29 protein-coding genes are annotated in these 26089 nt (G+C 70.5%); 13 read left to right on the forward strand and 16 right to left on the reverse strand.

Features of this window, described 5'->3' with window-relative positions; all coding sequences use genetic code 11:
• Positions 1 to 94 precede the first annotated feature (94 nt).
• Positions 95 to 1252, forward strand: coding sequence for a ferredoxin reductase (locus AC1MEY_RS02655; protein WP_480229197.1), 1158 nt, complete (start codon positions 95 to 97; stop codon positions 1250 to 1252).
• A gap of 68 nt (positions 1253 to 1320) precedes the next feature.
• Positions 1321 to 2568, forward strand: a complete 1248-nt coding sequence (locus AC1MEY_RS02660; protein ID WP_480229198.1) for a fatty acid desaturase family protein — start codon at positions 1321 to 1323, stop codon at positions 2566 to 2568.
• 101 nt (positions 2569 to 2669) lie between these two features.
• Here AC1MEY_RS02660 and AC1MEY_RS02665 read toward each other — a convergent pair whose 3' ends face one another.
• From AC1MEY_RS02665 to aroA, 3 genes are all read right to left on the reverse strand, one after another.
• Positions 2670 to 3518 carry an aldo/keto reductase gene (locus AC1MEY_RS02665; protein WP_480229199.1) on the reverse strand — a complete coding sequence of 283 codons (849 nt, stop codon included), beginning with the start codon at positions 3516 to 3518 and terminating at the stop codon, positions 2670 to 2672.
• Between the two features lie 82 nt (positions 3519 to 3600).
• The gene (gene rsgA, locus AC1MEY_RS02670; protein ID WP_480229200.1) at positions 3601 to 4581 is read right to left on the reverse strand and encodes a ribosome small subunit-dependent GTPase A; all 981 of its coding nucleotides are present in this window, start codon (positions 4579 to 4581) and stop codon (positions 3601 to 3603) included.
• A gap of 10 nt (positions 4582 to 4591) precedes the next feature.
• Entirely contained in the window at positions 4592 to 5875 is a 1284-nt protein-coding gene (gene aroA, locus AC1MEY_RS02675) for a 3-phosphoshikimate 1-carboxyvinyltransferase (RefSeq protein ID WP_480229201.1), read from the reverse strand.
• Between the two features lie 36 nt (positions 5876 to 5911).
• Between aroA and AC1MEY_RS02680 the strand changes: the two genes are divergently transcribed.
• Together AC1MEY_RS02680 and AC1MEY_RS02685 are read left to right on the forward strand one after the other, a co-directional pair.
• The gene (locus AC1MEY_RS02680; protein WP_480229202.1) at positions 5912 to 6691 is read left to right on the forward strand and encodes an SOS response-associated peptidase; all 780 of its coding nucleotides are present in this window, start codon (positions 5912 to 5914) and stop codon (positions 6689 to 6691) included.
• Positions 6688 to 8199: a DUF7782 domain-containing protein gene (locus tag AC1MEY_RS02685; protein ID WP_480229203.1), complete on the forward strand. Its 1512-nt coding sequence runs from the start codon at positions 6688 to 6690 to the stop codon at positions 8197 to 8199. Before AC1MEY_RS02680 ends, AC1MEY_RS02685 begins: the two co-directional genes overlap by 4 nt.
• 1 nt (position 8200) lies before the next feature.
• Here the strand turns inward: AC1MEY_RS02685 and AC1MEY_RS02690 are convergent, their stop codons facing one another.
• From AC1MEY_RS02690 to AC1MEY_RS02700, 3 genes are read right to left on the reverse strand one after another with little or no spacing between them, the layout of a single operon-like run.
• Entirely contained in the window at positions 8201 to 8983 is a 783-nt protein-coding gene (locus AC1MEY_RS02690; protein WP_480229204.1) for a class I SAM-dependent methyltransferase, read from the reverse strand.
• A gap of 4 nt (positions 8984 to 8987) precedes the next feature.
• The gene (locus AC1MEY_RS02695; RefSeq protein ID WP_480229205.1) at positions 8988 to 9830 is read right to left on the reverse strand and encodes an SDR family oxidoreductase; all 843 of its coding nucleotides are present in this window, start codon (positions 9828 to 9830) and stop codon (positions 8988 to 8990) included.
• Positions 9831 to 9839: 9 nt separating this feature from the next.
• Positions 9840 to 10340 (reverse strand): aminoacyl-tRNA deacylase, encoded by a 501-nt coding sequence (locus AC1MEY_RS02700; protein ID WP_480229206.1) that lies wholly within the window; start codon positions 10338 to 10340, stop codon positions 9840 to 9842.
• 224 nt (positions 10341 to 10564) lie between these two features.
• On the opposite strand from AC1MEY_RS02700, the gene AC1MEY_RS02705 reads away from it, so the two are divergent.
• Together AC1MEY_RS02705 and rsrA are read left to right on the forward strand one after the other, a co-directional pair.
• Positions 10565 to 11212: a sigma-70 family RNA polymerase sigma factor gene (locus tag AC1MEY_RS02705; RefSeq protein WP_480231271.1), complete on the forward strand. Its 648-nt coding sequence runs from the start codon at positions 10565 to 10567 to the stop codon at positions 11210 to 11212.
• Entirely contained in the window at positions 11209 to 11520 is a 312-nt protein-coding gene (gene rsrA, locus AC1MEY_RS02710; protein ID WP_480229207.1) for a mycothiol system anti-sigma-R factor, read from the forward strand. The genes AC1MEY_RS02705 and rsrA overlap by 4 nt, the downstream gene beginning before the upstream one ends.
• A gap of 49 nt (positions 11521 to 11569) precedes the next feature.
• Here rsrA and AC1MEY_RS02715 read toward each other — a convergent pair whose 3' ends face one another.
• On the reverse strand, positions 11570 to 11644 hold the full coding sequence (locus AC1MEY_RS02715; protein ID WP_011728008.1) for a 50S ribosomal protein bL37: 75 nt from the start codon (positions 11642 to 11644) through the stop codon (positions 11570 to 11572).
• A gap of 140 nt (positions 11645 to 11784) precedes the next feature.
• Here AC1MEY_RS02715 and AC1MEY_RS02720 point away from each other — a divergent pair, with 140 nt between their 5' ends.
• Together AC1MEY_RS02720 and AC1MEY_RS02725 are read left to right on the forward strand one after the other, a co-directional pair.
• On the forward strand, positions 11785 to 12000 hold the full coding sequence (locus AC1MEY_RS02720) for a biotin/lipoyl-binding carrier protein (RefSeq protein WP_163797571.1): 216 nt from the start codon (positions 11785 to 11787) through the stop codon (positions 11998 to 12000).
• 26 nt (positions 12001 to 12026) lie between these two features.
• Positions 12027 to 13547 carry a sensor histidine kinase gene (locus AC1MEY_RS02725; RefSeq protein WP_480229208.1) on the forward strand — a complete coding sequence of 507 codons (1521 nt, stop codon included), beginning with the start codon at positions 12027 to 12029 and terminating at the stop codon, positions 13545 to 13547.
• Positions 13548 to 13643: 96 nt separating this feature from the next.
• Here AC1MEY_RS02725 and whiB1 read toward each other — a convergent pair whose 3' ends face one another.
• Together whiB1 and AC1MEY_RS02735 are read right to left on the reverse strand one after the other, a co-directional pair.
• Positions 13644 to 13898: a transcriptional regulator WhiB1 gene (whiB1, locus tag AC1MEY_RS02730; protein WP_163797573.1), complete on the reverse strand. Its 255-nt coding sequence runs from the start codon at positions 13896 to 13898 to the stop codon at positions 13644 to 13646.
• Positions 13899 to 14149: 251 nt separating this feature from the next.
• Positions 14150 to 15124 (reverse strand): diacylglycerol/lipid kinase family protein, encoded by a 975-nt coding sequence (locus AC1MEY_RS02735; protein WP_480229209.1) that lies wholly within the window; start codon positions 15122 to 15124, stop codon positions 14150 to 14152.
• Positions 15125 to 15181: 57 nt separating this feature from the next.
• Here AC1MEY_RS02735 and AC1MEY_RS02740 point away from each other — a divergent pair, with 57 nt between their 5' ends.
• Positions 15182 to 15604, forward strand: a complete 423-nt coding sequence (locus tag AC1MEY_RS02740) for a hypothetical protein (protein ID WP_480229210.1) — start codon at positions 15182 to 15184, stop codon at positions 15602 to 15604.
• On the opposite strand, the gene AC1MEY_RS02745 is transcribed toward AC1MEY_RS02740, so the two are convergent.
• Genes AC1MEY_RS02745 through AC1MEY_RS02755 form a run of 3 tightly spaced genes read right to left on the reverse strand, consistent with a single transcriptional unit; the run spans position 15559 to position 17781 of the window.
• Entirely contained in the window at positions 15559 to 16038 is a 480-nt protein-coding gene (locus AC1MEY_RS02745; protein ID WP_480229211.1) for an N-acetyltransferase family protein, read from the reverse strand. The genes AC1MEY_RS02740 and AC1MEY_RS02745 overlap by 46 nt on opposite strands.
• Before the next feature lie 40 nt (positions 16039 to 16078).
• On the reverse strand, positions 16079 to 17170 hold the full coding sequence (locus AC1MEY_RS02750; RefSeq protein WP_480229212.1) for an isochorismate synthase: 1092 nt from the start codon (positions 17168 to 17170) through the stop codon (positions 16079 to 16081).
• Positions 17170 to 17781 carry an acid phosphatase gene (locus AC1MEY_RS02755; protein ID WP_480229213.1) on the reverse strand — a complete coding sequence of 204 codons (612 nt, stop codon included), beginning with the start codon at positions 17779 to 17781 and terminating at the stop codon, positions 17170 to 17172. The genes AC1MEY_RS02750 and AC1MEY_RS02755 overlap by 1 nt, the downstream gene beginning before the upstream one ends.
• Before the next feature lie 82 nt (positions 17782 to 17863).
• Here AC1MEY_RS02755 and AC1MEY_RS02760 point away from each other — a divergent pair, with 82 nt between their 5' ends.
• Positions 17864 to 18658, forward strand: coding sequence for a ParA family protein (locus AC1MEY_RS02760; RefSeq protein ID WP_480229214.1), 795 nt, complete (start codon positions 17864 to 17866; stop codon positions 18656 to 18658).
• A 9-nt stretch (positions 18659 to 18667) separates the two neighbouring features.
• Here the strand turns inward: AC1MEY_RS02760 and AC1MEY_RS02765 are convergent, their stop codons facing one another.
• Positions 18668 to 19882, reverse strand: a complete 1215-nt coding sequence (locus tag AC1MEY_RS02765) for an Rv3212 family protein (protein ID WP_480229215.1) — start codon at positions 19880 to 19882, stop codon at positions 18668 to 18670.
• An 18-nt stretch (positions 19883 to 19900) separates the two neighbouring features.
• A complete protein-coding gene (locus tag AC1MEY_RS02770) occupies positions 19901 to 21511 on the reverse strand; it encodes a DEAD/DEAH box helicase (protein WP_480229216.1) in 1611 nt (536 codons plus the stop codon).
• Between the two features lie 241 nt (positions 21512 to 21752).
• Here AC1MEY_RS02770 and AC1MEY_RS02775 point away from each other — a divergent pair, with 241 nt between their 5' ends.
• Positions 21753 to 22457, forward strand: coding sequence for a ferritin-like fold-containing protein (locus tag AC1MEY_RS02775; RefSeq protein WP_480229217.1), 705 nt, complete (start codon positions 21753 to 21755; stop codon positions 22455 to 22457).
• Between the two features lie 3 nt (positions 22458 to 22460).
• Here AC1MEY_RS02775 and AC1MEY_RS02780 read toward each other — a convergent pair whose 3' ends face one another.
• On the reverse strand, positions 22461 to 23426 hold the full coding sequence (locus AC1MEY_RS02780) for a hypothetical protein (RefSeq protein ID WP_480229218.1): 966 nt from the start codon (positions 23424 to 23426) through the stop codon (positions 22461 to 22463).
• Positions 23427 to 23743: 317 nt separating this feature from the next.
• Between AC1MEY_RS02780 and AC1MEY_RS02785 the strand changes: the two genes are divergently transcribed.
• On the forward strand, positions 23744 to 24001 hold the full coding sequence (locus AC1MEY_RS02785; RefSeq protein ID WP_480229219.1) for a DUF3107 domain-containing protein: 258 nt from the start codon (positions 23744 to 23746) through the stop codon (positions 23999 to 24001).
• Here AC1MEY_RS02785 and fasR read toward each other — a convergent pair.
• A complete protein-coding gene (fasR, locus tag AC1MEY_RS02790) occupies positions 23988 to 24668 on the reverse strand; it encodes an HTH-type transcriptional activator FasR (protein ID WP_480229220.1) in 681 nt (226 codons plus the stop codon). The two genes, AC1MEY_RS02785 and fasR, sit on opposite strands and share 14 nt — an antisense overlap.
• Before the next feature lie 297 nt (positions 24669 to 24965).
• Between fasR and AC1MEY_RS02795 the strand changes: the two genes are divergently transcribed.
• The gene (locus tag AC1MEY_RS02795; RefSeq protein WP_480231272.1) at positions 24966 to 25961 is read left to right on the forward strand and encodes a DUF3152 domain-containing protein; all 996 of its coding nucleotides are present in this window, start codon (positions 24966 to 24968) and stop codon (positions 25959 to 25961) included.
• Positions 25962 to 26089: the final 128 nt, after the last annotated feature.

The following is a 26089-nucleotide window of genomic DNA, read 5'->3' on the forward strand; positions in this document are numbered from 1 at the left end:
TCAGCACTGGCTACGCGACCGTAGGTTACGGTACCGTAGGTTGATTCCGTGGTGCGCTCGTCGCACCATCCCCACAGTCGAGCGGGAGCCTCTCGTGGCCAAGAACACGATCAAGGTCTCGGCCCAGGTCGCCGACACCGTCAAGCCGCAGATCGCGGGCGCCAAGGAGCGGCCGGGCTGGCACGCGCTGCGCACGATCGCCGGGAAGATCACCACGCCGCTGCTGCCCGACGACTACCTCAAGCTGGCCAACCCGCTGTGGTCGGCACGCGAGCTGCGCGGCCGCATCGTCGAGGTCCGGCGCGAGACCGTCGACTCCGCGACGCTCGTCATCAAGCCGGGCTGGGGCTTCTCCTTCGACTACGAACCGGGCCAGTACGTCGGCATCGGCGTGCTGGTCGACGGTCGGTGGCGCTGGCGCTCCTACTCGCTGACGTCGACGCCGGTGCGGGCGGCCACCCGGACCGGCCGCGGACCGCGGACCATCACGATCACCGTCAAGGCGATGCCCGAGGGCTTCCTGTCGACGCACCTCGTCGGCGGCGTCGCACCCGGCACCGTCGTCCGGCTGGCCGCGCCGCAGGGCAACTTCACGATGCCCGATCCCGCGCCGGCCTCGGTGCTGTTCCTGACCGCCGGCTCCGGCATCACCCCGGTGATGTCGATGCTGCGCACGCTCGCCCGGCGCGATCAGATCGGCGACGTCGTCCACGTGCACTCCGCACCGACGGAGGCCGACACGATGTTCGGCCGGGAACTCGCCGCGCTGTCCGACGCCCACGAGGGGTACTCGCTGACGCTGCGCGCCACGCGGACCGACGGCCGCCTCGACCTGTCCCGGCTGGCCGACCTGGTGCCCGACTGGCGGGAGCGCCAGACCTGGGCGTGCGGTCCCGAGGCCATGCTCGACGACGCCGAACGGGTGTGGAAGGCGGCCGGCGCCGCCGACCGGTTGCACCTCGAGCGCTTCGCGGTGTCGAAGGCGGCCGCACACGGCACCGGCGGCACCGTGACCTTCGAGCGGGCAGGCAAGACGGTCGGCGTCGACGCCGCCACGTCGCTGATGGACGCCGGTGAGAGCGTCGGGATCCAGATGCCGTTCGGCTGCCGGATGGGGATCTGCCAGTCGTGCGTGGTCGGCCTCGTCGACGGCTACGTGCGCGACCTGCGCACGGGCGTCGAACACGAGCCGGGCAGCCGCATCCAGACCTGTATCTCGGCGGCGTCGGGCGACTGTACGCTCGACGTTTAAGGTTTACTGACTGGTAACCTACGGGATCGTAGGTTACGCTAGCGTAGGTAGAGGAAGGAGGCCTGACGATGGCTATTACGGACGTACCGGAATTCACGCACTTGACCGAGGCGGACATCGAGAACCTTGGACGTGAACTCGATGCAATCCGACAGGACATCGAGGACTCCCGAGGTGAGCGCGACGCGCGCTACATCCGCCGCACGATCGCCGCTCAGCGCGCGCTGGAGGTGGCGGGCCGCATCATGCTGACCGCCGGCTCGCGCCGCTCCGCATGGTGGGCAGGCACCGCGACGCTGGGCGTGGCCAAGATCATCGAGAACATGGAGATCGGCCACAACGTCATGCACGGCCAGTGGGATTGGATGAACGATCCCGAGATCCACTCCTCGACGTGGGAGTGGGACATGAGCGGGGCGTCGAAGCACTGGCGCTTCACCCACAACTTCATGCATCACAAGTACACGAACATCCTCGGGATGGACGACGACGTGGGCTACGGCGTCATCCGCGTGACCCGCGACGCCAAGTGGAAGCCGTTCAACCTGTACGGCAACCTGCTCTTCAACACCCTGCTGGCCATCGGCTTCGAGTGGGGCGTCGGACTGCAGCACCTGGAACTCGGCAAGATCTTCATGGGTCGCGACGACCGCCAGGACACCGTCGACCGCGTCAAGGAGTTCGGCGTCAAGGCCGGCCACCAGGTCGCCAAGGACTACGTGCTGTGGCCCGCGCTGACCTCGCTGTCGCCCGGAGCGCGATTCTGGTCGACCGTGAGGGCCAACGCGATCGCCAACGTGATCCGCAACGTGTGGGCCAACGCCGTGATCTTCTGCGGCCACTTCCCGGACGGCGCGGAGAAGTTCACCAAGACCGACATGGTGGGCGAGTCCAAGGGTCAGTGGTACCTGCGTCAGATGCTGGGTAGCGCCAACTTCGACGGCGGACCTGCGCTGCGCTTCATGAGCGGCAACCTGAGCAACCAGATCGAGCATCACCTGTACCCGGACCTGCCCAGCAACCGGCTGCACGAGATCTCGATTCGCGTGCGGGAGATCTGCGACAAGTACGACCTGCCCTACACCACCGGAAACTTCCTGGTGCAGTACGGCAAGACGTGGCGCACGATCGCCAAGCTGTCGCTGCCGGACAAGTTCCTCACCGACACCCGCGACGATGCGCCCGAGACGCGCAGCGAGCGGATGTTCGACGAACTGGACCCCAGCGAGCGTCGCGGACTCAAGTCCTCGATCGCCGCAGTCCGTGCCCGCCGTCGCGACAAGCGTGCGGTGGCCCGTAGCCTGCGCGCTGCCTGACCCGCTGCACGACTGAACGACTCAACGCGAAACTGCGGGGAGATCGCGATTCGTATCGAATCGTCGATCTCCCCGCAGTTTCGGCGTTGGAGGGGTTTCGGTCAGTCGGGGATCATGTCGAACGTGTCGGGGTTGGGGCCGGTGCGGCCGTCCTCGCCCTTGTCGAGTTCGGTCAGCGCGTCGACGTCGTCGGGGCTCAACTCGAAGTCGAAGATCTCGAAGTTGTCCTGAATGCGCTTCGGCGTCACCGACTTCGGGAAGATGACGTCGCCGCGCTGGATGTGCCACCGCAGCACCACCTGCGCGGGTGACTTGCCGGTGGCCTTCGCGATGCCCTCGACCACCTGATCGTCGAGCACCTTGCCCTGCGCGATCGGCGACCACGCCTCGGTCACGATGCCGTGGGCCGCACCGTAGGCGCGGACGTCGGCGTTGACGAAGTACGGGTGCACCTCGATCTGGTTGACCGCGGGCACCGTGTCGGTCTCGGCGGCCAGCCGCTCGAGGTGCGGCACCTGGAAGTTGGAGACGCCGATGCTGCGGGCCCGGCCGTCGGCCTTGAATCCCTCCAGCGCCTTCCACGTCGACACGAAGTCGCCGTCGTACTTGGTGGGCAGCGGCCAGTGGATCAGGAACAGGTCGACGTAGTCGAAGCCCAGCTTCGACAGCGTCTCGTCGAAGGACTTGCGCGCCTTGTCCGGTTCGTGGAAGCCGTTGTTCAGCTTGCTGGTGATGAAGACGTCGGCGCGGTCGACGCCCGCATCGCGGATGCCCTGTCCGACGCCGGCCTCGTTGCCGTACATCTGCGCGGTGTCGATGTGCCGGTAGCCGATGTCGAGCGCGGTCTTCACCGCGCCGGCGGTCTCGTCGGGGTCGATTTGGTAGACGCCGAATCCGAGCTGCGGGATGGTGGCGCCGTCGTTGAGGTTGATGCTAGGTACTGTGCTCACCGCCGCAGCGTGCCCGGTGCGACGCCGGTGCAAACGGATCAGCCGGTGACGGTGTCGACCCGCCTGGCCAGGAGGAACGCCGCTAGCCCGCGCGCATCGCCGTCAGCAGGCGCCGGGTCGCGAGCACGCGGTCCGCCGCCGGGCCGGTCAGCGTGTCCAGCGCGCACTCCGGATCCGCCGGCGGTCCCAGGTGGCCGCATCCCCGCGGGCAGTCCTGAATGGTCTCGGCCAGGTCGGAGAACGCGAGCATGACGTCGTCGGGTGCGATGTGCGCCAGGCCGAACGAACGGACGCCGGGCGTGTCGATCACCCAGCCGGACCCCGCCAGCGGCAGTGCCACCGACTGGGTCGACGTGTGCTTGCCCTTGCCGACGCCCGACACCACCCCGACCGCGCGATGCTGATCGGGCAGCAGCCGGTTCACCAGCGTCGACTTGCCGACGCCGGAGTGCCCCAGCAGCACGGTGACCCGGCCCGCCAGGACGTCGGCGACGGCGTCGAGCGCGCCGCCGTGGCCCGTCGCGACGACGGTCAGGTCCAGTCCGGCGAACTGCTCGGCGAAGGGCTCCGGCGGGGCGAGGTCGGTCTTGGTCAGGCAGAGGATCGGCGTCAGCCCGCCGGCGTACGCGGCGATCAGCGCCCGCTCGACGAAACCGGTGCGCGGCGGGGGATCGGCCAGCGCCACCACGACGAGCAGTTGATCGGCGTTGGCGACCACCACCCGCTCGGTGGGATCGGTGTCGTCTGCGGTGCGGCGCAACACCGTTCGCCGGTCACCGCGTCGCACGATGCGGGCGAGCGTGTCGGGCTTGCCGGACAGGTCGCCGACGATCTCGACCTCGTCGCCGACGACGATCGGGGTGCGGCCCAGTTCGCGGGCGCGCATCGTGGTGACGACGCGGTCCGGGTCACCGCCCAGCGCGCAACCCCACCGGCCGCGGTCGACGGTGACCACCATGGCCTGCTCGGCGTCGGCGTGCCGCGGCCGGGTCTTGGTGCGCGGCCGCGAACCGCGGCCCGAGCGCACCCGGACGTCCGACTCGTCCAACTCCCGTCCGCTCAAGGTGTTTCGGTCACCTCTCGCCCAGCATGTCGGCCCACATGCCGGGGAAGTCGGGCAGGGTCTTGGCCGTCGTGCCGATGTCGTGGACCTCGACGCCCGGGGTGCGCAGGCCGATGATCGCGCCCGCGGTCGCCATCCGGTGGTCGGCGTAGGACAGCCACTCGCCGCCGTGCAGTGGCGCGGCGACGATCGACAGCCCGTCCTCGGTCTCCTCGCAGCGGCCGCCGAGGCGGTTGATCTCGGCGGTCAGTGCGGCCAGCCGGTCGGTCTCGTGCCCGCGCAGGTGGGCGATGCCGCGCAGCCGCGACGTCGAGCCCGGGCGGGCCAGCGCGGCGATCGCCGCGACCGACGGTGCCAGCTCACCGATCTCGCGCAGATCGGCGTCGAAGCCGTCGAAGCCGTCCGGCCCGGCCACCTCGAGGTGGGCCTCGCCGCGCGTGACGCGAGCGCCGATCGTCTCGAGCAGGCCGATCACCGCGGCGACGGGTTGCACGCTCCGGGCGGGCCACCCGGTGATCCGCACGCGGCCGCCGGTCACCAGCGCGGCCGCCAGGAACGGCACCGCGTTGGAGACGTCCGGTTCGATGGCCCAGTCCCGCGCCGCGATCGGGCCCGGGCTGACGTGCCAGCGGTTGCCGCGCTCGTCGTCGACGTCGACGCCCGCCGAGCGCAACATCGACACGGTCATCGCGACGTGCGGCGCCGACGGGACCGCCTCGCCGGTGTGCACCACGGTCAGGCCGTCGCGGAACGTCGCACCGGACAGCAGCAGCCCGGACACGAACTGCGATGACGCCGACGCGTCGATCTCCACCGTGCCGCCCGCGACCGAGCCGCCGCCGCTGACGTCGAACGGCAGGCCGTCGCCGTCGACGGCCACCCCGATCTGGCGCAGCGCGTCGAGCAGCGGTGCGATGGGACGCGACCGGGCCTGCTCGTCGCCGTCGAACGTCACCGACCGGCCGCCGAGAGCGGCCACCGGCGGCACGAATCGGAGCACCGTGCCCGCCAGTCCGCAGTCGATGGTGGCGCCGGGTGCCGGGTCGATGCGGCCGCTGACGGTCAGGTCGGTGCCCGCGCCGTCGACGGTGACGCCGAGGGTGGTCAGGGCGCCGATCATCAGGTCGGTGTCACGGCTGCGCAGGGCGCCCGACACGGTCGAGGTGCCCTGATCGGTGGCGAGTGCGGCGAGGACCAGTGCCCGGTTGGTCTGAGACTTGGACCCCGGCACGGTGACGGTCGCCGCAACGGGAGCGGATGCCGTCGGTGCGGGCCAGTTCGTCACGGCCACCATCCTGCCCTGTCCGCGTTCTCTGCCACCATGGAGTGCATGTGCGGGCGATTCGCGGTGACCACCGATCCGGCGCTTCTCGCGGAGAAGATCAAGGCGATCGACGAGACCACCGGGGCGTCGGCGGCGAAGGATCTGACCGGCCCCAACTACAACGTCGCCCCGACGACCACCATCAGCACCGTGGTCAAGCGGCACACCGACCCGGACGACGAGTCGACCCGCCGGATCCGGTCGATGCGCTGGGGTCTGGTCCCGCCGTGGGCGAAGGCCACCGCCGACGGCACCCCGGACACCAAGGGGCCGCTGCTCATCAACGCGCGCTCGGAGAACGTCACCAGCTCGCCCGCGTTCCGGTCGTCGGCCAAGGCGAAGCGGTGCCTGGTGCCGATGGACGGCTGGTATGAGTGGAAGCCCAACCCGGACGCCGCGGACGGCAAGAAGGCGGCCAAGACACCGTTCTTCATGTACGCCGGGGACGGCGAGCCGCTGTTCATGGCGGGGCTGTGGTCGACGTGGCGACCGAAGGACGCACCGAAGGACAGTCCGCCGCTGCTCAGCTGCACCATCATCACGACCGATTCCGCGGGCCCGCTGACGCCGATCCACGACCGGATGCCGCTGACCATCAGCGCGGCCGACTGGGACCGCTGGCTCGATCCCGACGCGCCGGTCGACGAGGGGCTGCTGCGCGGGCACGGCGACCTCGACCGCATCGAGATCCGGGAGGTGTCCCGCCTGGTCAACAGCGTCCGCAACAACGGCCCCGAACTCGTCGAACCGGCGGAGCCCCAGCCGCAGCAGGGCACCCTGCTGTGACGGCGCCGGGTCCGCTCGATTCGGCCGCCGTCGTCGACGCCCTGGCCGCCGACCTGCGGAGCGCGGACTACACCACCGACGGGGTCGCCGGCCTGCTCGGCGCCGACGCCAACGCGGCGTTCAGCCGCGGCCTGTGGTGGTCGGCGTTGCGCGCCACCGGGTCCGCCGAGCCGGACCGACAGCGGCTCGCCACGCTGGTGCGCCTGTTCCTGCTCGGCGCCGACGTGCCGACCGACCGCGTCGAGAGCGCCATGCCGACGGCGGGCGTCGACGCCCTCCTCCACGGCGGTGTCGTGGAGGCCAGTGCCCCCGGCACGCTGCGCGCCGCGCTCGACGTCCGGCCGCACGGCGGTGCCCGCGACTTCTTGGTGGTGTCCGACCTGGACGCCGCGGTGCGGCCCGGCGCGGTCCGCCACGATCACGTCCTCGGCATCGGTGGCGCGTCGGTGACCCTGGCGCACGCCGTCGTCCGCACGCCGGTGCGCCGGGCGCTGGACCTCGGCACCGGCTGCGGCATTCAGGCCCTGCACCTCGACGGGCACTGCGACGAGATCGTCGCCACCGACACCAACGAGCGGGCGTTGCGGGTCGCCGCGGCCACCGCGCGGCTCAACGGCATGTCGTGGGATCTGCGCCACGGCAGCATGTTCGAGCCGGTGGCCGGCGAGCGCTTCGACCTGATCGTGTCGAACCCGCCGTTCGTGGTGGGCGTCGGAGCGCTGGACTACCAGTACCGGGATTCCGGTATGGCGGGAGACGCGTTGTGCCGCAGCCTGATCGAACAGGCGGGTGACCACCTGGAGCCCGGCGGCACCGCGCAGGTCATGGCCAACTGGATCGTCCGCGACGGACAGGACTGGCGGCTGCGCGTTCAGGAGTGGCTGGCTGGCACCGGCCTGCACGCCTGGGTGGTGCAGCGTGAATTCGCCGACCCGATCAGCTACGTCTCGCTGTGGACGTCGGACGCGGGGGAGCCGCCCGAGGAGGCCGCGCGCCGCGGCGGACAGTGGCTGGACTGGTTCGACGCCGAGGACATCGCGGGCGTCGGGATGGGCATGATCACGGTCCGCGCGCCACGGGTCGGCGAGACCCGCGACAGTGACCAGGTGCTCGAGGAGATCACCGGCGCGGGTGAGGCACTCACCGGCCCCGAGGTCGAGGCGTTCTTCGCCCGCCGCGAGTACCTGCACGACACCGACGACGACCACCTGCTGGCTGCCCGGTTGTCCACGGCACCGGTGTTCCTCGAGGAGCAGTTCCTCCCCGGCCCCGACGGATGGCAGACGATCGGTGCGGCCGTGCGCCGTCCCGGCGGGCCCGCGGCGGTCCTCGGCGTCGACGAGGTGTCCCGTGCGCTGCTGGCCGGCTGCCGGGGCGAGGTGCCGCTGGGCATGCTGATCGACCTGCTGGCGGGCGTCCACGACGTGGATGCGGCGGCGCTGGCCACCGCGGCGCTGCCGGTGGTGCGCGAGGCCATCGGCCGCGGAATCCTCTACGAGGCCCGGTGATTCACCGTCGCCGCGTCGCGGACACGATCACGTAGGGCGCGTCGAACGAGACGGGGCCGTCTGCGTCGTGGGGGAGCAGGGCCGCACGGAACGCCTCGAGCAGTTCGTCGCGGCGGGTGTCGTCCAGACGTCGGAAGACGCTGACGTGCATCGGTGACTCGTCGGTGAGGAAGCGCAGCGCGTCGTCCATCGAGTCGAAGCGCCACGTGAGCGAGCCGTCGTCCACCTCGACGTCGTCGAAGTGCGCCGCCAGCCGCCGGGACGCCGTCGCCCGGTCGCCCCACTGGTCGGGGGTGAAGTCGCTCGGTGGCGGTGCGCCGAGGACCGCGACGATCGGGTCGAACAGCGGATTGCGTTCGTTGCGCACCCACGCCGAGAAGGCGAACGTCGCACCCGGCGCGAGGATTCGGACCGCCTCGGCGAGCAGGCGTTCGGGTTCGACGAAGATGATGCCCATGTTGGACACCGCGACGTCGAAGGCCGCCCCGGGCAGGCCGGTATCGCCGGCGTCCGCTGCCACCCACGTCACGGGCAGCCCCGCGGCGTCGGCCTTGCCGCGTGCCTGTGCGAGGAGTTCGGGCGTCAGGTCGACGCCAGTGACCCGCGCGCCGCGCTCGGCCGCCGCGAGCGCGGCACTCCCCGTACCGCAGGCCAGGTCGACCACCGCCGCGCCGTCGAGGGCGGCGCGACGCCCGGCGCGCTCGACCGTCTCGACGGCGATGCCCGAGATGCGTTGCGCCACCGACTCGTAACGGCCGCCGGCCCACACCGTCGGCTCGGACACCGGTTCAGCCCTGGTACCCGGGCGGGTTGGGGGTGTCCACCCAGAGGTCGACGCCCAGGTCGGAGCCGGGGACGCAGTCGTACACCGACAGGTCGGTGACGCCGGACTCGAGCAGCACGTCCTCGCAGAGCAGGCTGTGCCCGGTGTAGGACGAGGGCTTGGTGAGGATGGCGTACGCGGCGTCGGAGTACACCGAGGGCTTGCGGGCGCGGCCCATCGCCTCGTCGCCGCCGAGCAGGTTCTGCACCGCGGCGGTGGCCACCAGGGTGCGCGGCCACAGCGTGTTCGACGCGATGCCGGCCTCGCGCAGCTCCTCGGCGATGCCCAACGCGCACAACGTCATCCCGAACTTGGCCATCATGTAGGCGGTGGGCTTGAGCCATTCCGACTCGAGCCGGATCGGCGGCGACAGCGTCAGCACGTGCGGGTTCTCGCGGCCCTTCATGTGCGGGATGCAGGCCTGCGACACGGTGTACGTGCCGCGGACCTGGATGCCGTTCATCAGGTCGAAGCGCTTGAGCGGAACCTCTTCGATGGACCCGAGGTTGATCGCCGAGGCGTTGTTGACGCAGATGTCGATGCCGCCGAACGCGTCGACGGCCTTGGCCACGGCATCGGCGACGGAGTTCTCGTCGCGGATGTCCCCGACGATGGGCAGTGCCTGACCGCCGGCCTCCTCGATCTCCTTGGCGGCCGTGTAGACGGTGCCCTCGAGCTTGGGGTGGGGTTCGGCGGTCTTCGCGACCAGTGCGATGTTGGCGCCGTCGGCGGCGGCGCGCTTGGCGATGGCCAAGCCGATTCCGCGACTGGCGCCGGAGATGAACATGGTCTTCCCGGTGAGCGACATGCCGCCACCCTAGGACGCCGGGATCGAGCGGATGTCGGCGATCACCGCATCCGTGGCGCGGACCAGGTCCCCGGGGGCCAGCGCGACGTCGAGTCCGCGCCGGCCGGCGCTGCACAGCACGCGGTCCCACCGCAGCGCCGAGGCGTCGACGACCGTGGGCAGGCGCTTGCGCTGACCCAGCGGCGAGATGCCGCCCACGACGTATCCGCTGGAGCGCTGCGCGGCCGCGGGATCGGCCATCTCGGCCCGCGGCGCCCCGAGTGCCGCGGCGGCGGCCTTCAGCGAGAGCCGGGACGGCACCGGGAGCACGGCCACGCCGAGCCCGGACGGCAGGGCGACCACCAGGGTCTTGAGGATCTGCTCGGGGTCGACGCCGACGGTCGAGGCCAGTTCGGCGACCGCCTCGGCGCCGAATGACTCGGCACGCGGGTCGTGGTGGTACTGGAGCACTTCGTGCGGAATACCGGCGGTGACCAGTGCGGCGATCGCCGGTGTGGCTGCGCGGGGCACGCGGGAGAGCCTAGCGGCGGGTGGGAACAACGTCCGGGGACCCGCTGTTGTTGGGTGCGATGAGGAACACCGAGGTCGCCGGTGCCAGCGCCATGGCCCCGGTGTCGGGTTCAGCAACTAGGATCGAACGAAAGGGGACCCTGGTGCCGACGGTCTGCTTGGAACGTCCAGTCGATGTACTGGATCCGTTCGGCGCCGCGACAGAAGGGACGGTGTCCACCGAGATGACCGACTCGAGCGTGTCAGCGGAGGAAGCGCCCGCGAAGTCCGAGGAGAGCGACGCCCAACTGACGCAGCGGTTCGAACGCGACGCCATCCCGCTGCTCGACCAGCTGTACGGCGGCGCGCTGCGGATGACCCGCAATCCCGCGGACGCCGAGGACCTGCTGCAGGAGACCATGGTCAAGGCGTACGCCGGCTTCCGGTCGTTCCGCGAGGGCACCAACCTCAAGGCCTGGCTGTACCGCATCCTCACCAACACCTACATCAACAGCTATCGCAAGAAGCAGCGTCAGCCGGCGGAGTACCCGACCGAGGAGATCACCGACTGGCAGCTCGCGGCCAACGCCGAGCACACGTCGACCGGTCTGCGGTCGGCCGAGGTGGAGGCCATGGAGTCGCTGCCGGACACCGAGATCAAGGCCGCGCTGCAGGCGCTGCCCGAGGACTTCCGGATGGCGGTCTACTACGCCGACGTCGAGGGATTCCCCTACAAGGAGATCGCCGAGATCATGGACACCCCGATCGGGACCGTCATGTCGCGTCTGCACCGCGGACGCAAGCAATTGCGCGAACTGCTCGCCGACGTGGCCCGTGAGCGTGGTTTCATGCGAGGCGTCCAACTCGATGCGCCGGAGGGAGTCACGTCATGAGCAGTCAGTTCGAGCGGCCCGAGGGTCACGATTTCGAGCCCCCGCTGGGTCCGGTCGATCCCGAGCACCCCGAGTGCGCGTCGGTGATCGCCGAGGTCTGGACGCTGCTGGACGGTGAGTGCACCGTCGAGACTCGCGACAAGCTGCGCCAGCATCTCGAGGAGTGCCCCACCTGCCTGCGTCAGTACGGGGTGGAGGAGCGGGTCAAGCGGCTCGTCGCCACCAAGTGCAGCGGTGACAAGGTGCCCGAGTCGCTACGCCAGCGGCTGCGCATCGAGATCAGCCGCACCACGATCATCCGGGGCTAGAGACACGAAGACGGCGGCCCATCGGGCCGCCGTCGGGGTCACGCGAAGATCAGGCGTTGGGTCGCTTGCCGTGATTGGCCTTCGAGTGCTTGCGGTCACGCTTCTTGCGGCCACGCTTGGCCATGGGGGTCCTCCGTCGACGTCTCGTGTATGGGTTGCTCGCACCAGTGTCTCATGATCACACCGGCGAGTTCCAATGCGAGGGGATGCGACCCGTGTGGTTCGATGGAACACCAGGGTGGTTCTGAGACGAGCGGAGTGAAGATGGCCGAGGACGTTCGCGCCGAGATCGTGGCCAGTGTGCTCGAGGTCGTGGTGAGCGAGGGCGATCAGATCGGCGAAGGCGACACCCTCGTCCTGCTCGAGTCGATGAAGATGGAGATCCCGGTGATCGCCGAGGTGGCGGGAACCGTGTCCTCGGTGAACGTGTCGGTCGGCGACGTCATCCAGGCCGGCGACCTCATCGCCGTCATCAGCTAGGCCGCCCAGCTCAGGAGTGCCAGACCGTGTCGACTCTCGGTGACCTGCTCGCCGAGCACACGATGCTGCCCGGCACGGCCGTCGACCACCTGCACGCCGTGGTCGGGGAGTGGCAGCTGCTCGCGGACCTGTCGTTCGCCGACTACCTGATGTGGGTGCGCCGCGACGACGCCGGACTGGTGTGCGTCGCCCAGGTCCGGCCGAACACCGCGCCGACGGTCCTGCTCGCCGACGCGGTCGGCACCAAGAACGAGGCCGACGAGATGCCCGTGGTGACCGAGGCGTTCCTGTCCGGCCACATCGGCAGGGAGAGCGACGCCGCGGAGCGTCACGCGACCGGTGTCACGACCCCGCCCTCGGCCGACGGGAGCTGGCTCAACGTCGAGGCGGTGCCGGTACGGCAGGGCAACCACGTCGTGGCCGTCCTGACCCATCAGACCGCCCTCGCCGACCAGCGCAAGGCCAGCCCCCTGGAACGGGCCTACCTGGACTGCGCCCGCAACCTGCTGCACATGCTGTCGGAGGGCACGTTCCCCAACGTCGGGGACGTCGCGATGTCGCGATCCAGTCCGCGCGTCGGCGACGGCTTCATCCGGCTCGACGGCGAGGGCGTGGTCGCGTTCGCGAGCCCGAACGCGATCTCGGCGTATCACCGCATGGGCCTGGCCGCCGAACTCGAGGGGCACAACCTGGTCAGCGTCACCCGGCCGCTGATCTCGGACCCGTTCGAGGCCCAGGAACTCACCACCCACGTGCGCGACTCCCTCGACGGCGGGTCGAGCATGCGGATGGAGGTGGACGCCGGTGGCGCCGCGGTGCTGCTGCGGACCCTGCCGCTCGTCGTGCACGGGGCCGCGGCCGGTGCCGCGGTGCTGATCCGCGACGTCACCGAGGTCAAGCGCCGCGACCGCGCGCTGCTGTCCAAGGACGCGACCATCCGCGAGATCCATCACCGGGTGAAGAACAACCTGCAGACCGTGGCGGCGCTGCTGCGGCTGCAGGCCCGGCGGACCAACAACGCCGAGGGGCGCGAGGCGCTCATCGAGTCGGTGCGGCGCGTGTCGTCGATCGCGCTGGTGCACGACGCGCTGTCGATGTCGGTCGACGAGGAGGTCAACCTCGACGCCGTCGTCGACCGCATCGTGCCCATCATGAACGACGTCGCGTCCGTCGATTCGCCGATCCGCATCGTCCGCGACGGCGATCTCGGCGTACTGGACGCCGACCGCGCCACCGCACTCGTGATGGTCGTCACCGAACTGGTGCAGAACGCCATCGAGCACGCCTTCGACGGCACCAGCAAGCAGGGCTGCGTGACGATCCGCGCCGAACGGTCCGCGCGGTGGCTCGACGTGGTGATCTCCGACGACGGACGAGGTCTGCCACCGGGATTCAGCCTGGAGAAGTCAGACCGGTTGGGCCTGCAGATCGTCCGCACCCTGGTGGCCGCCGAACTCGACGGATCGCTGGGCATGCACGACGGTGCCGGGGGCGGAACCGAAGTGGTGCTCCGGGTGCCGATCGGCCGACGCCGGTTGGCGCAGTAGGCACACCACATACTGACGTCCGCGTCGAAACGAGTTGCTCCACACACGATTACGGCCCCGGTATTCACCGGGGCCGTAATGTCGTGTCGTTGCGAGCTATACGCCGGTGCGGGCCTTCGTCCGAGCGTTCCGACGCTTCAGTGCGCGACGCTCGTCCTCGCTCATGCCGCCCCACACGCCGGCGTCCTGGCCGGAATCCAGTGCCCACGTGAGGCACTCGGTGGTCACGGGGCAGCGGTTGCATACGAGCTTCGCGTCGGCGATCTGCGCAAGCGCCGGTCCGCTGTTCCCCACGGGGAAGAACAGTTCGGGATCCTCGTCACGACAGATTGCCTTGTGCCGCCAATCCATGGCTTCCACTCCTAGTCAAGTCATTTGCAGTGTGCGCCACAAAGACGCACTAGCTTTTCTTCGGCTGTTAACGCGTGCACACGAATGTTTCTGCACTGTTGCCAACGATGCTTCCACAGGCTGAACAGATGTCAATAGAACTGCGTTAACACGTGTGCAATGTCACTGGTGGACCGGGTTACCGGACCCCTCAACCATGTGTACTACACTCAACCTACTTGCGCCCTCATTCTGGGGCTTTGATAGCAAAGTCACAGCTCAGGGGTTTTCGGTGGCGGCGCCACCACTCCCAACGCATCCGGCACGGACGTGAACGTCATCGTTTCGCGCAGCCCGGCGTAATCCCCGTCGATCTGGCAGGCCACCGGTGTGTCGGCGGTCACGCGGATCCAGCCGAGGTCGTCGTCGCGCACCAGATGCTTGCCCTCGATGCGCGGCTTCTTCGACCACATCCGTCGCACCAGACCCAGATTCGCCCACACGTTCATGCTGGTGATCGCGAAGACGCCGAGCCCCGTCTCGAAGGTGGTGTCCGGGTTGGTCCAGATCGGCCGGGTGTTGGCGTAGGTCCACGGACTCGAGTTCGAGACGAACGCGAAGTGCACGTCGGACACCGGCTCGCGGTCGGGCAGGTGCAGCGTCAGCGTCGGCTCCCGGCGGGCGCTGGCGAGCATCTCCCGGACCGCGACGCGGATGTAGCGGCTGGCAGTCACCTTCCGGCCACGGTCGCGCTGCTCCTCCACGGCCGCGACGACGGCACCGTCGACGCCCATGCCGGCGGTGAACACGGCCCAGCGCTCGCCGCAGTCCATCAGCCCGATGCGCCGCCACGGCGCACCGCTGCGCCGCGCGCCGAGCAGGTCGACGAGCTGGTTGGTTGCCTCGACGGGATCGGGGCTGATGCCCAGGGCGCGCGCGAAGACGTTGGCGGCCCCGCCCGGCACGATCGCCACCGCAGGCGCATTGCGGTCGGGCTCGGCACGGTGGGGCCCGCACTCGCCGAGGATGCCGTTGACCACCTCGTTCACGGTGCCGTCGCCGCCGTGGACGATCACGACGTCGAAGCCGTCCCGGGTGGCGTCGCGGGCGATCTCGATCGCGTGACCCCGGTGGTCGGTGTGGGCGACGGTGAGGGCGACCCGGCTCTCCAGAGCGTGGGCCAGGAGGTCACGCCCGGCCGCCGTGGTCGAGGTGGCATTCGGATTGACGATCAGCACGGCACGCACGGGTCGCCAGCCTAATCGGCTCGCCGCGACCTCTACGCTGGCCGTCGTGGTGGTCTCGTGATCGTTCCGTCTCCGGCGACCGTGCGGCAGGCCGGCGCACTCGTCGCGCTCGAGGGTGTCGCGCTGGTCGGCATGGCCGTGGCGGAGGTCGTCCTGTACTTCCGCGGCTCCGGATCGATCGCGGGTTTCAACGGGCTGGGCACGGCGCTGTGGTTCGCCGTGATGGGCTCGGCCGTGCTCGCCGCGGCGTGGGCGCTGTGGACCGGTCGCCGCTGGGGTCGCGGTCTGGCCGTGTTCGCCCAGCTGCTGCTGCTGCCGGTGGCGTACTACATGGCGATCGGCTCGGGCCAGTGGTCGCTCGGCGTGCCCGTCGCCCTGGTGGCGGTGACGACGCTGGTGCTGCTGTTCAGCCGGTCGGCGATCGAGTGGCTGTCCTACGACCCGGCGAGCGCCGACAACTCCGAGCCCGACACGCGGTAGGTGATCCACTCGCTCTGCTGCTTGCCGCCCACGGCGTCGTAGAGCGCGATGGCGTCGACGTTCCAGTCGAGCACGGCCCACTCCAACCGGGTGTAGCCGGCGGCGGCGCACTCCCGCGCCAGCGTCGCCAGCAGTCCGCGGGCCAGGCCGTGCCGCCGGAACGCCGGACGCACGAACAGGTCCTCCAGGTACAGCCCCGCCACCCCGTCCCAGGTGGAGAAGGTGCGGTACCAGAGCGCACACGCCGCGGGCCGGCCGCCGACCTCCGCGACGTGCGCCCACGCGGCCGGCTCCGGGCCGAACAGCGCCGTGGTCAGCTGGCCTTCGGTGACCGTGCACTGGTCGGCGGCGTGCTCGAAGTCGGCCAGCTCGCGGATCATCGAGACGAGTTCGACCTCGTCGCCGGGGCGTGCCGGTCGGATGCTGGTGGTCATGGTCGTGCTCCCGTCGTCGATTTCGTCATCGTCGGACTCGTCATCGCCGCACTCCCAGTGCGCTCTCGATCGTCCTGAACTTGGTGCTGGTCTCGGCGACCTCGTCGTCGGCGTCGGACTCCGCGACGATGCCGCCGCCCGCACGCGCGTCGGCGGTGCGCCGGTCCGCGGACAGCTCGGCGCACCGGATCGACACCACCCACGTGCCGTCGCCGCGGGCGTCGCACCAGCCGACGGCGCCCGCGTAGAAGCCGCGGTCGCCCTCGACCTCCGTGATCAACTCGGTGGCCGCCGCGGCGGGCACTCCGCCCACCGCGGGCGTCGGGTGCAGCGACACCGCGAGATCCAGTGCGCTGGTGGCAGTGTCGCGCACCCGCCCGCTGATGGTCGTGCTGAGGTGCCATACCGCCGAGGTGCTGCTCAGTTCGGGCTCGGCCGCGATCCGCAGGTCGGTGCACAGCGGTTCCAGTGCGTCGCGCATCTGGTCCACGACCAGCTGGTGTTCGTGGCGGTTCTTGGCGGAGGCCGCGAGTGCCAGGCCGTTCGCGCGGTCGACGTCGGGGTCCGCGGACCGCGGGGCCGATCCGGCGAAGGGCCGACACGTCACCACGTCACCGCTGCGGGCCACCAGCAGCTCGGGGCTGGCACCGATCAGCGCGGTGCCGACGTACTGTCCGCCCGCGGGGGTCAGGTCGACGAGATAGGCGCTGGCCGTGGGGTCTTCGGCGAGCCGCCGCAGGACGGTGGCCACGTCGAGCGGCTCGTCGGCGACCAGTCGGAGGGCGCGGGCCAGCACCACCTTGCGCAGTCCCGAGTGCGGATCGTTGAGCGTGCGCAGCGCCTGGGCGATCCTGGCGCGGTGCACGTCGGGCGGGGGGATCTCGCGGTCCACCCGGACGGTCGGCAGCGTTCGTCCGGCGTCGGCGGGCAGGCCGTCGGTGAAGCGCACCTCGCGCGGGTGCATCAGCGCCGCGGGACGGGTGAGGTCGAAGGGCAACGCGCCCACCAGGATCGGGACCGCGCCCGACGCGAGGGCGGCGCGCGCGTCGGTCAGCGACGGGTAGGCGGTGTGCACGCCGTCGGCGATGACGGCCCCGTCGGGTCCGGCCAGGACGAACGACGGTTCACCCATCAGGCCGGCAGGCAGGGGTTGGAGTGGCCGGCGAGACCCAGCGCGGTGATCTGGCGGATGCCGTGCTCGAAGCCGCACACCGCGATGGAGGCCGCCGCCATCGACACCCGGATGCCCTCGGGCACGGGCAGCTGGATCCACCGGGTGAGCATCGCGCGGGAGAAGTGGCCGTGGCCGACGAACACCACGTCGCGGGTCGCCATGTGCGACAGCGCGGTCTCGACGGCGCGGTCGGCGCGCACGCCCACCGCGTCGACGTCCTCGCCGTTCGGGCAGCCGTGCGTCCACACCAGCCAGTCGGGCACCTGCTCGCGGATCTCCGGGGTGGTGAGGCCCTCGTAGTCGCCGTAGTCCCACTCGGCGAGCAGTGGCGTGACCTCGTCGACGCGGAGCCCGGCCAGTTCCGCGGTGGCCAGCGCGCGGTGCCGCGGGCTGCTGATCACCAGCGGGTCGTTCAGCTGCAGTTCGGCGACGGCGTCCGCGGCCAGGGTGGCCTGTTCGCGGCCGACGTCGGTGAGTTCGACGTCGGTGCGCCCGGTGTGCCGCCCCGTGCGCGACCATTCGGTCTCCCCGTGCCGCAGGAGCAACAGGCGGTGCCGTTCCACAGTCACACCGCGATTGTGCCGCACGCCCGGAGTTCGGGCCCGCGTGCTTGGATGGTGGCGTGACGCAAGGCGCGCGAAGCGGCGGTAAATGACTCGGGTACTCGCAGTCGCCAACCAAAAGGGTGGCGTTGCCAAGACGACGACGGTGGCGTCGCTGGGCGCTGCGATGACGGAGCAGGGTCGGCGGGTGCTGCTCGTCGATCTCGACCCGCAGGGATCCCTGACGTTCTCGCTCGGACACGACCCGGACACGTTGGCGGTGTCGATCCACGAGGTGCTGCTCGGTGACGTCGAACCCGACGCGGCGCTGGTGACCACGCCCGAGGGCATGACGCTGCTGCCCGCGAACATCGACCTCGCCGGCGCCGAGGCGATGCTGCTGATGCGCGCGGGCCGCGAGTACGCGCTCAAGCGTGCGCTCGCGAAGATCTCGGACGACTTCGACGTGGTCGTCATCGACTGCCCGCCCTCGCTGGGCGTGCTGACCCTCAACGGCCTGACCGCCGCCGACGAGGTGATCGTGCCCCTGCAGTGCGAGACGCTCGCCCACCGCGGCGTCGGCCAGTTCCTGCGCACCGTCAACGACGTGCAGCAGATCACGAACGCCGATCTCGTCCTCCTCGGCGCGCTGCCCACGCTCTACGACGCGCGCACCACGCACAGCCGCGACGTCGTCTTCGACGTCGCCGACCGCTACCAGCTGCCCGTGCTGGCCCCGCCGATTCCCCGCACCGTCCGGTTCGCCGAGGCGAGCGCATCGGGATCGTCGGTGCTCGCGGGCCGGAAGAACAAGGGCGCCAACGCCTATCGCGAACTGGCGGAGGGGTTGCTCAAGCACTGGAAGTCGGGCAAGGCCCTGCCCACGTTCACCCCCGAGGTCTGACGCCGGGGGCTACGGACCCAGCGCGACGAGCGTGCCCGCACGCTGCTCGACGATCATGGAACCCGCGACCGCGGGCACGACCGCGCCCTGCTCGGGAGTCCGGTTCAAAGTGATGTGGCGTTCGCCGGTGCCCGAGCGGGTGTCGAACACGTCGTAGCCGTTGGTGACGGGCACCAGGAGCTTGCCCGCCATCACGACGCCGGGACCGACCGGGGACTGGCCGTCCACCGCGTTGACCGTGAACCGGTACCGCAGCTCGTTGGCGTCGAACACCATCAGGCCGGAACCGGTCCACCACGTCACCAGGTCACCGGAGGCCGTCGCGGTCGCATCGGGGGCCGGGCCGCTGGTCAGCGGCGTGCTCGAGACGGTGGTGCCGGTGTCGTCGATGACGTTCACCGTCGGCTTCGGGGTGGGCAGGTACACCGCGGTCATCGTGTCGGCCACGGCGATCACGCGGGCGTCCGAGTTGGCGGACACACCCGGCAGGTCGACGAACTTCGTCTCCGGCTGGTCCTCCTCGTCGGCGGGCTTGAGCAGCGCGAGCCGCAGGTCCGGCTCGTCGGGGCAGGACTCCATGACCGCCACCATCGCGGTGCTCGACGCCGCCGAGGTGAACGTGCACAGCGGCTGGGCCGGCACGCCGGGCTTGATCCGCGCGTCGAGTGCGCCGTAGCTGATCATCCGGACCATGTCCGAGCGCCACAGCTCCAGCCGGTTCGGGCCGGCCGAGAGCACCGTCGCGCCGTCCCCGGACAACCGCACCCGGGCATCGGCGTACGCGCTGCGGGTGGCGTCGCGCCTGCCGGTCTTGCCGTCGATGGTGGTGACCTGCCCGCAGCCGCGGGCGTCGGGATAGACGGCCACCGCACTCTGGTACACCGACGTCACGCCGCAGAGGTCCACGTCCCGCGAGTACGTCCACAGCACGTCGCCCGTCGCCGGGTCCCGTCCGTCGACGACGGCGCCGTCACCGGTCACCACGCTGCCGCCGGCGAGCACCGGGCGGGTGGTCACCGGGCTCGGCGCCGCCCACAGCTGGCGGAGGGCGCCGGGCACGGTCTTGGCCGATTCGAGCGCGGGCACCGGGGTGGCGGCCGGTCGGCTGATGGTCGCCCTGGCGTCACTGGTCCACCAGATCAACGCCGCGGCCACGGCGATGATCGCCGCGATCGCGACGGCGACCATCACGTCGCCGCGGGTGCGGCGTTCGGGCTGGATCATGGAGCCGCGTCGGCCGCTCTAGCTGCTGGTGGTCGGCGCCGAGGCGTTGCTGCGACGGCGACGGCGGCGACGGCCACCGGACCGCGCGGCGGTGTCGCCGTCGGAGGTCTCCGTGGCCGGGGCGTCCTGCGAGGGCGCATCGGTGGACTCGACGTGTCCGCCGCCGCCCTGACCGCCGCCGCGGGTGCGCTGACGGGTGCGGTTGCGGGTGCGGGCGGGGCGCTCGCCGCCGTCGGCCTCGGTGTTGCGGGGGCCGCGGTCACGGTCGCGGTCGCGGGACTCGCGCTTGGGCTTGTCGGTGGTCCGCGTCGCCGTACCCACGGAACCGGTGGTGCCTGCCGGGATCTTCATCTCCTCGTAGAGATGGTCCGAGCTGGAGTAGGTCTCGACGGGGTCGGGGTTGTTCAGCCCCAGCGCCTTGTCGATCATGGTCCAGCGGGGCAGCTCGTCCCAGTCCACCAGGGTGACGGCGATGCCGGTCTTGCCCGCGCGGCCGGTGCGGCCGATGCGGTGCACGTAGGCCTGCTCGTCCTCGGGGATCTGGTAGTTGATCACGTGGGTGATGTCGTCGATGTCGATGCCGCGGGCGGCCACGTCGGTGGCGACCAGCACGTCGACGTCGCCGTTGCGGAACGACTTGAGCGCCTTCTCGCGCGCCCCCTGGCCGAGGTCACCGTGTACGGCGCCGACCTTGAAGCCGCGCTCGGCGAGTTCGTCGGCGACCTTCTGGGCGGTCCGCTTGGTGCGGGTGAAGATCATCGTGGCGCCGCGGCCGTCGGCCTGCAGGATCCGGCTCACCATCTCGACCTTGTCGAGCGCGTGGGCGCGGTAGGCGAACTGCTCGGTGGTGTCGTGGGTCTGCGACGACGCCGCGGACTCGGCGCGGATGTGCGTCGGCTGCGTCATGAACGTGCGGGCCAGGGTGATGATCGGGTCCGGCATGGTGGCCGAGAACAGCATCGCCTGACGGACGTCGGGGATCTGGCGCAGGATGCGCTCGATGTCGGGCAGGAAGCCCAGGTCGAGCATCTCGTCGGCCTCGTCGAGAACCAGCATGCTCAGCCCGCCGAGTTGCAGATGGCCCTGCTGGGCCAGGTCGAGCAGACGGCCGGGGGTGCCGATGACGACGTCGACGCCCTTCTGCAGGGCCTCGATCTGCGCCTCGTAGGGGCGGCCACCGTAGATGGAGGTGACGGAGAGCTTGCGGTCGCCCGCGCGCAGATACTTCGCGGCGCCGGCGATGTCCTCGTAGACCTGCAGACACAGTTCGCGGGTGGGGACGACGACCAGTGCGCGGGGGATGCCGCTCAGTTCGCGCTCGGAGTCGGTGGTGATGCGCTGCAGCATGGGGACGCCGAAGGCCAGCGTCTTGCCCATGCCGGTGCGGGCCTGACCGATGAGGTCGTCGCCGGCCAGCGCCATCGGCATCGTCAGTTCCTGGATGGCGAAGGGATGTTCCTTGCCGTCCTCGGCCAGGGCCCGGACGATCTCGTCGCGCACGCCCAGGTCGGCGAAGGAGATCTTGGCGGGCTCGGGTTCGACGATCGCCGTGATCTCCGTGATCCCGGTGGCGGGGTCGACGGTCTCGGTGGTCTCGACGGTCTCGGTGGTGTCGTGGGATTCAGTCATGCTCGAGTCAGGTGCCTTTCGGGGTCGATCTTCGTCATCGCGGATGGTCACGCGCGCACGAGTTTCGACGAAGAAGCACCGGGGCCCAGGCCTCATAGGTAAGGCAGGCCGACTGCGTGCACGCACATTGTCTCTGGTTACGGCTGCCTCAGGAACGACGAAGCAGGTAAACCAGCTGCCATGCTACCCCGCCGGGGTTCGCGGACGGTCCGGCCGTGGCTCGGAGTCTAGAGTCGACGCCATGACACCGACCCAACCGGCGGCCACCTCACAGCAGGCCGCAGACCCGGCAGCCCAGGGTGTGTCGGCGGTCCATCCTGGGGTCGGCGAGCTGTTCGCGCTGCTCGCGTACGGCGAGGTGGCCGCCTTCTACCGGCTGACCGACGAGGCGCGGATGGCGCCCAACCTGGCCGGCCGCATCAACATGGCGAGCATGGCCGCCGCCGAGATGAACCACTACGAGGTGCTGCGCGAGGCGCTCGAGCGTCGCGGCGTCGACGTGGTGCGCGCGATGAGCCGGTACGCGCCCGCGCTGGAGAACTACCACCGCCTGACCACGCCGAGCACCTGGCTGGAGGCGCTGGTCAAGACCTACATCGGCGATGCGCTCGCCGCGGACTTCTACCTGGAGATCGCCGACGCGCTGCCGGCCGAGGCGGCCGACGTGGTGCGCGCGGTGCTGTCCGAGACCGGCCACTCGCAGTTCGTCGTCGCCGAGGTCCGGGCCGCGGTGACGGCCAGCGACAAGCAGCGCCACCGGTTGGCGCTGTGGTCACGGCGCCTGCTGGGCGAGGCCATCACCCAGGCCCAGTTCGTCCTCGCCGACCACGACGAACTGGTCGACCTGGTGATGTCGAGCGGTGAGGGGATCGGGCAGCTCACCGAGTTCTTCGACCGGTTGCAGCGCACCCACGCCCGGCGTGTCGCGGAACTCGGCCTCGACTGACCCCTACCGGGTGCAGGTCGTGATGATCGAGTTGGAGTTCTGCGCGGCCAGGGCGACGCCCGCTGCGTCGCTGATCGAGCAGTTCAGCTGACCGGTGACGCTGGTCGCGGTCACGGAGCTGAGCGACACGCCCGGATCGAGCACGATGGTCTTGCGCCACGGCAGCGCGACGTTCAGGTCGGTCTGCAGCGCGCCCTGCGCGTCGGTGTAGATGACGGTCACCAGGTCGATCAGGGAGCGCGTGCCCGAGATCGTGTAGGTCACCGTGTTGGCGGCGGGCGCCGGGGCGACCGGTGCCGCGGCGACGGGCGGTGGCGGCGGCGCCAGGGTGGCCGTCGGCGTGGGGGCGACGGTCGTGACGGTCTCGGCGGGCAGTGACGCGACGGGCGGAGCGGGCCGCGCCGACGTGCTCGGGGGCGGCGTCCTGGTCGCGGCGGGCTCGCTGGTCAGCGGCGGGTTCACCGTGGCCGACACCGAGCCGCTGTCGCCGCCGCCGAGGATGACGACGGTGCACAGCACGGCGATGAGCAGGATGGCGGCCGCGACGCCGGCGACCCAGACCCACCGGCGGTCGATCGGCTCGTAGTACTCGTAGATCTCGTCGTCGTCGCGGTCCTCGTCGTCGGACTGGGGGTAGTCGACGGCCTCGTCCCGGTCGTCGTAGCGGCTCTCGTCGTAGCGGCCGTGGTCGTAGGGAGCGTGGTCGTAGGTGGCGTAGCGGTTCGTGGTGCGCGGCGGGTCGTCGAGCACCTGGTGGCTCGATCGGCCGGCCGCGTAGGACCCCGCGTAGCGCCGCGCACGGGACGCGTCCTGGTCGTATCCGGTCTGGTGATCGCCGTAGTCGCCCAGGTCGCCGTAGTCGCCGCCGCGGTCACCGCGACCGCCACCGTGGGGACGGTCGGGCTGCCACGACTCCGCGCGGGGCGGACGTGACGACGCGGACGAATACGGACGGTAATCCCTGCTCATGTCGCTTCCCGTGATCGATGAAATCTGGCTCGACCTGATGCTATCGAGACTGATGTGACGCCTGAGGCTGCCGCGCAGCGCGTCGGGTCACGGTCGGGACTCGGTCGGGCAACGGCGCGGCTGCGGCCCGTCACCGGACCCGGGCCGAGGCGCGTCGCCGTCGGCCGCCTTGCGGCGCAGTCACTTCGGTGCGGCGGGGCGCGGCTGTTCGCGCTGCGCGTAGTGACCGGCGCGCCGGGCGGACCCCGCGTCCACTAGCCTTCGGTGAGGACGAAGCATTTCGAGCATTTCGAGCATTTCGACGAAGGAGTTCAGCGGTGGAGGTCAAGATCGGTGTTGCCGACAGCCCGCGCGAGTTGGTCTTCAGCAGCGCGCAGGTGCCCAGTGAGGTGGAGCAGGCAGTCGCCGACGCGCTGAGCCAGGAGTCGAAGGTGTTGGCGCTGACCGACGAGAAGGGCCGTCGCTTCCTCGTCCAGTCCGCGCGGATCACCTACGTCGAGATCGGTGCCTCGGATTCGCGGCGCGTCGGCTTCGGTGTCGGCACGGTCGGTGCCGAGGCGGTCAAGAACGCGTAAGCGGCACGTGTGAGAGGCCGCCCCAGGCGAACTGCACGGTGCCTGCGACCGCGGCCTCCTTGGAGATCGGCCGGTTGGCGTTGAGCCAGTACCGGGCGCTGTCCACGCTGACGGCCACCAGGCCGACGGCGATCATGCGGGCGCGGTGCGCCTCCAGGCCCGAGTCGCTGCTGATCAGCTCGAACACGGCGTCGGTGCACGATTCGGTGGCGAGCCGGACCTGCGAGGACACCTGCGGCTCGGTCACGTAGTCGTTCTCGAAGATCAGCCGGTAGCCCTGGCCGTCGTGCTCGATGAAGTCGAAGAACGCGCCGACGGCGGCGTGCAGGCGCAGCCGGTTGTCGGTGGTGGTGCGCAGCGCCTGCCGCACCCCGGAGACCAGGTTGTCCACGTGGCGCTGCAGCACCGCGAGGTACAGCTCCAGCTTCGACGAGAAGTGTTGGTAGAGAACGGGTTTGCTGACACCGGCGCGTTCGGCGATCTCGTCCATGCCCGCGGCGTGGTAGCCGCGGTCGACGAAGATCTCGCTGGCGGCGATCAGCAGCTGGCCCCGGCGTTCGTCGCGGGGGAGCCGGTTGCCGCGCCGATTCCCGCCGGCCGGCCGTGCAGAGGCGCCGTCACCGCTGCTCGCTTGTGCGCCTCTCCTCTCGGCGGCGAGATCGCTCATCAGGTCCTCAATCCGGCTCGTCCGAGACGCGCCCGGTGGTGGTTGTACTGCCGGTGTGTCGCCCGGCATGTCATCGAACCGACACTACTACCCACTATCGGACGCCTGCGTGATGTGCAGCCCGTGCGCCGCGCGGTGGCGCGCCGGAGCCGCCCCGGCGTCGCTCTGTGCCATCCTGGTTCCGTGACCTACGACCCGGGGCGTCGCGCGGGCGAGCGCAGCGACGGGGGATGGCACGCCGGCGACCGCAGCCACGGGGGCGAGCGACACGACCGGGAACAGCGAGGCGGCGGTCGCGTGCCCGTCCTGCGCAACGAGTGGCGTGAGCCCCTCCGTGCGCAACGCGACCCGGTCGCGGGCGATACGGGTCGGCCGCGTTCCAACCGCGACGAGCATCAGCACCTGCGCAAGCAGACCTGGCTCGGCCGGTTCGTCTCCACCTACGGCTGGCGCGCGTACGCCATCCCGATCCTCGCCGTCCTGACCACCGTCGTGGTCGTGCAGACCATCACCTCCCCGATGCCGGTCGAGAACGCCGACGCCGGGGGACCCATCCAGGGCCCGCCCACGTTCAACGCCGCGAGCACGGCCATCATCGGCGCGCCGCCCAAGGGCCTCACGCAGTTCGACGCGAACCTGCCGACCGGGATCCTGCCGGACGGCGGGGCGTTCACCGAGGCGGGCGCCAAGACGTGGCACGTCGTCCCCGGCACGTCACCGAAGGTCGGCGAGGGCACCACCAAGACGTTCACCTACACCGTCGAGGTGGAGGACGGGATCGACACTGCCGCGATCGGCGGGGACGAGGCGTTCGCCCGGATGGTCAGCGAGACGCTGGCGAACCCGAAGAGTTGGACGCACAACCCGCAGTTCGCCTTCCAGCGCACCGACGACCCAGCGGCGGTCGCCGACTTCCGGGTGTCGCTGACCTCGCCGTTCACCGTCCGCGAGGGCTGCGGCTACGACATCCAGCTCGAGGCGTCCTGCTACAACCCGGCGTACCTGACCGATCAGCCCCGCGTCTTCGTCAACGAGGCGCGGTGGGTGCGCGGCGCCGTGCCGTTCCAGGGCGACATCGGGTCCTACCGGCAGTACCTGATCAACCACGAGGTCGGCCACGCCATCGGCTATCAGCGCCACGAGCCGTGCGCCGAGAACGGGGCGCTCGCGCCGATCATGATGCAGCAGACGTTCTCGACCAACAACGACGACGACGCGAAGTTCGACCCGGAGTCGGTGCAGGCCGACGGCAAGACCTGCCGCTTCAACCCCTGGCCCTACCCGATCGCCTAGCTCCCGGGGTTCCCTTCTCCGGCGAGCGTGCGAGTCTGCGGGCGACACGCCGAGCCCGATCCGGAGTTCGCGCACGCTCGCGGAACACTCGCGATAGCCCCGGCCACCTCACACCGGCCCGCGGGAAG

It is taken from the genome of Mycobacterium sp. PTI7 (assembly GCF_056679845.1).

Excerpts from the sequence above, each read along its gene's own strand:
- AC1MEY_RS02660 (WP_480229198.1), top strand. The coding sequence starts at position 1,321 with ATGGCTATTACGGACGTACCGGAATTCACGCACTTGACCGAGGCGGAC.
- aroA (WP_480229201.1), bottom strand. The coding sequence starts at position 5,875 with ATGGTGGCCGTGACGAACTGGCCCGCACCGACGGCATCCGCTCCCGTT.
- AC1MEY_RS02680 (WP_480229202.1), top strand. The coding sequence starts at position 5,912 with ATGTGCGGGCGATTCGCGGTGACCACCGATCCGGCGCTTCTCGCGGAG.
- AC1MEY_RS02695 (WP_480229205.1), bottom strand. The coding sequence starts at position 9,830 with ATGTCGCTCACCGGGAAGACCATGTTCATCTCCGGCGCCAGTCGCGGA.
- AC1MEY_RS02705 (WP_480231271.1), top strand. The coding sequence starts at position 10,565 with ATGACCGACTCGAGCGTGTCAGCGGAGGAAGCGCCCGCGAAGTCCGAG.
- rsrA (WP_480229207.1), top strand. The coding sequence starts at position 11,209 with ATGAGCAGTCAGTTCGAGCGGCCCGAGGGTCACGATTTCGAGCCCCCG.
- AC1MEY_RS02720 (WP_163797571.1), top strand. The coding sequence starts at position 11,785 with ATGGCCGAGGACGTTCGCGCCGAGATCGTGGCCAGTGTGCTCGAGGTC.
- whiB1 (WP_163797573.1), bottom strand. The coding sequence starts at position 13,898 with ATGGATTGGCGGCACAAGGCAATCTGTCGTGACGAGGATCCCGAACTG.
- AC1MEY_RS02745 (WP_480229211.1), bottom strand. The coding sequence starts at position 16,038 with ATGACCACCAGCATCCGACCGGCACGCCCCGGCGACGAGGTCGAACTC.
- AC1MEY_RS02750 (WP_480229212.1), bottom strand. The coding sequence starts at position 17,170 with ATGGGTGAACCGTCGTTCGTCCTGGCCGGACCCGACGGGGCCGTCATC.
- AC1MEY_RS02760 (WP_480229214.1), top strand. The coding sequence starts at position 17,864 with ATGACTCGGGTACTCGCAGTCGCCAACCAAAAGGGTGGCGTTGCCAAG.
- AC1MEY_RS02765 (WP_480229215.1), bottom strand. The coding sequence starts at position 19,882 with ATGATCCAGCCCGAACGCCGCACCCGCGGCGACGTGATGGTCGCCGTC.
- AC1MEY_RS02770 (WP_480229216.1), bottom strand. The coding sequence starts at position 21,511 with ATGACTGAATCCCACGACACCACCGAGACCGTCGAGACCACCGAGACC.
- AC1MEY_RS02775 (WP_480229217.1), top strand. The coding sequence starts at position 21,753 with ATGACACCGACCCAACCGGCGGCCACCTCACAGCAGGCCGCAGACCCG.
- AC1MEY_RS02780 (WP_480229218.1), bottom strand. The coding sequence starts at position 23,426 with ATGAGCAGGGATTACCGTCCGTATTCGTCCGCGTCGTCACGTCCGCCC.
- fasR (WP_480229220.1), bottom strand. The coding sequence starts at position 24,668 with ATGAGCGATCTCGCCGCCGAGAGGAGAGGCGCACAAGCGAGCAGCGGT.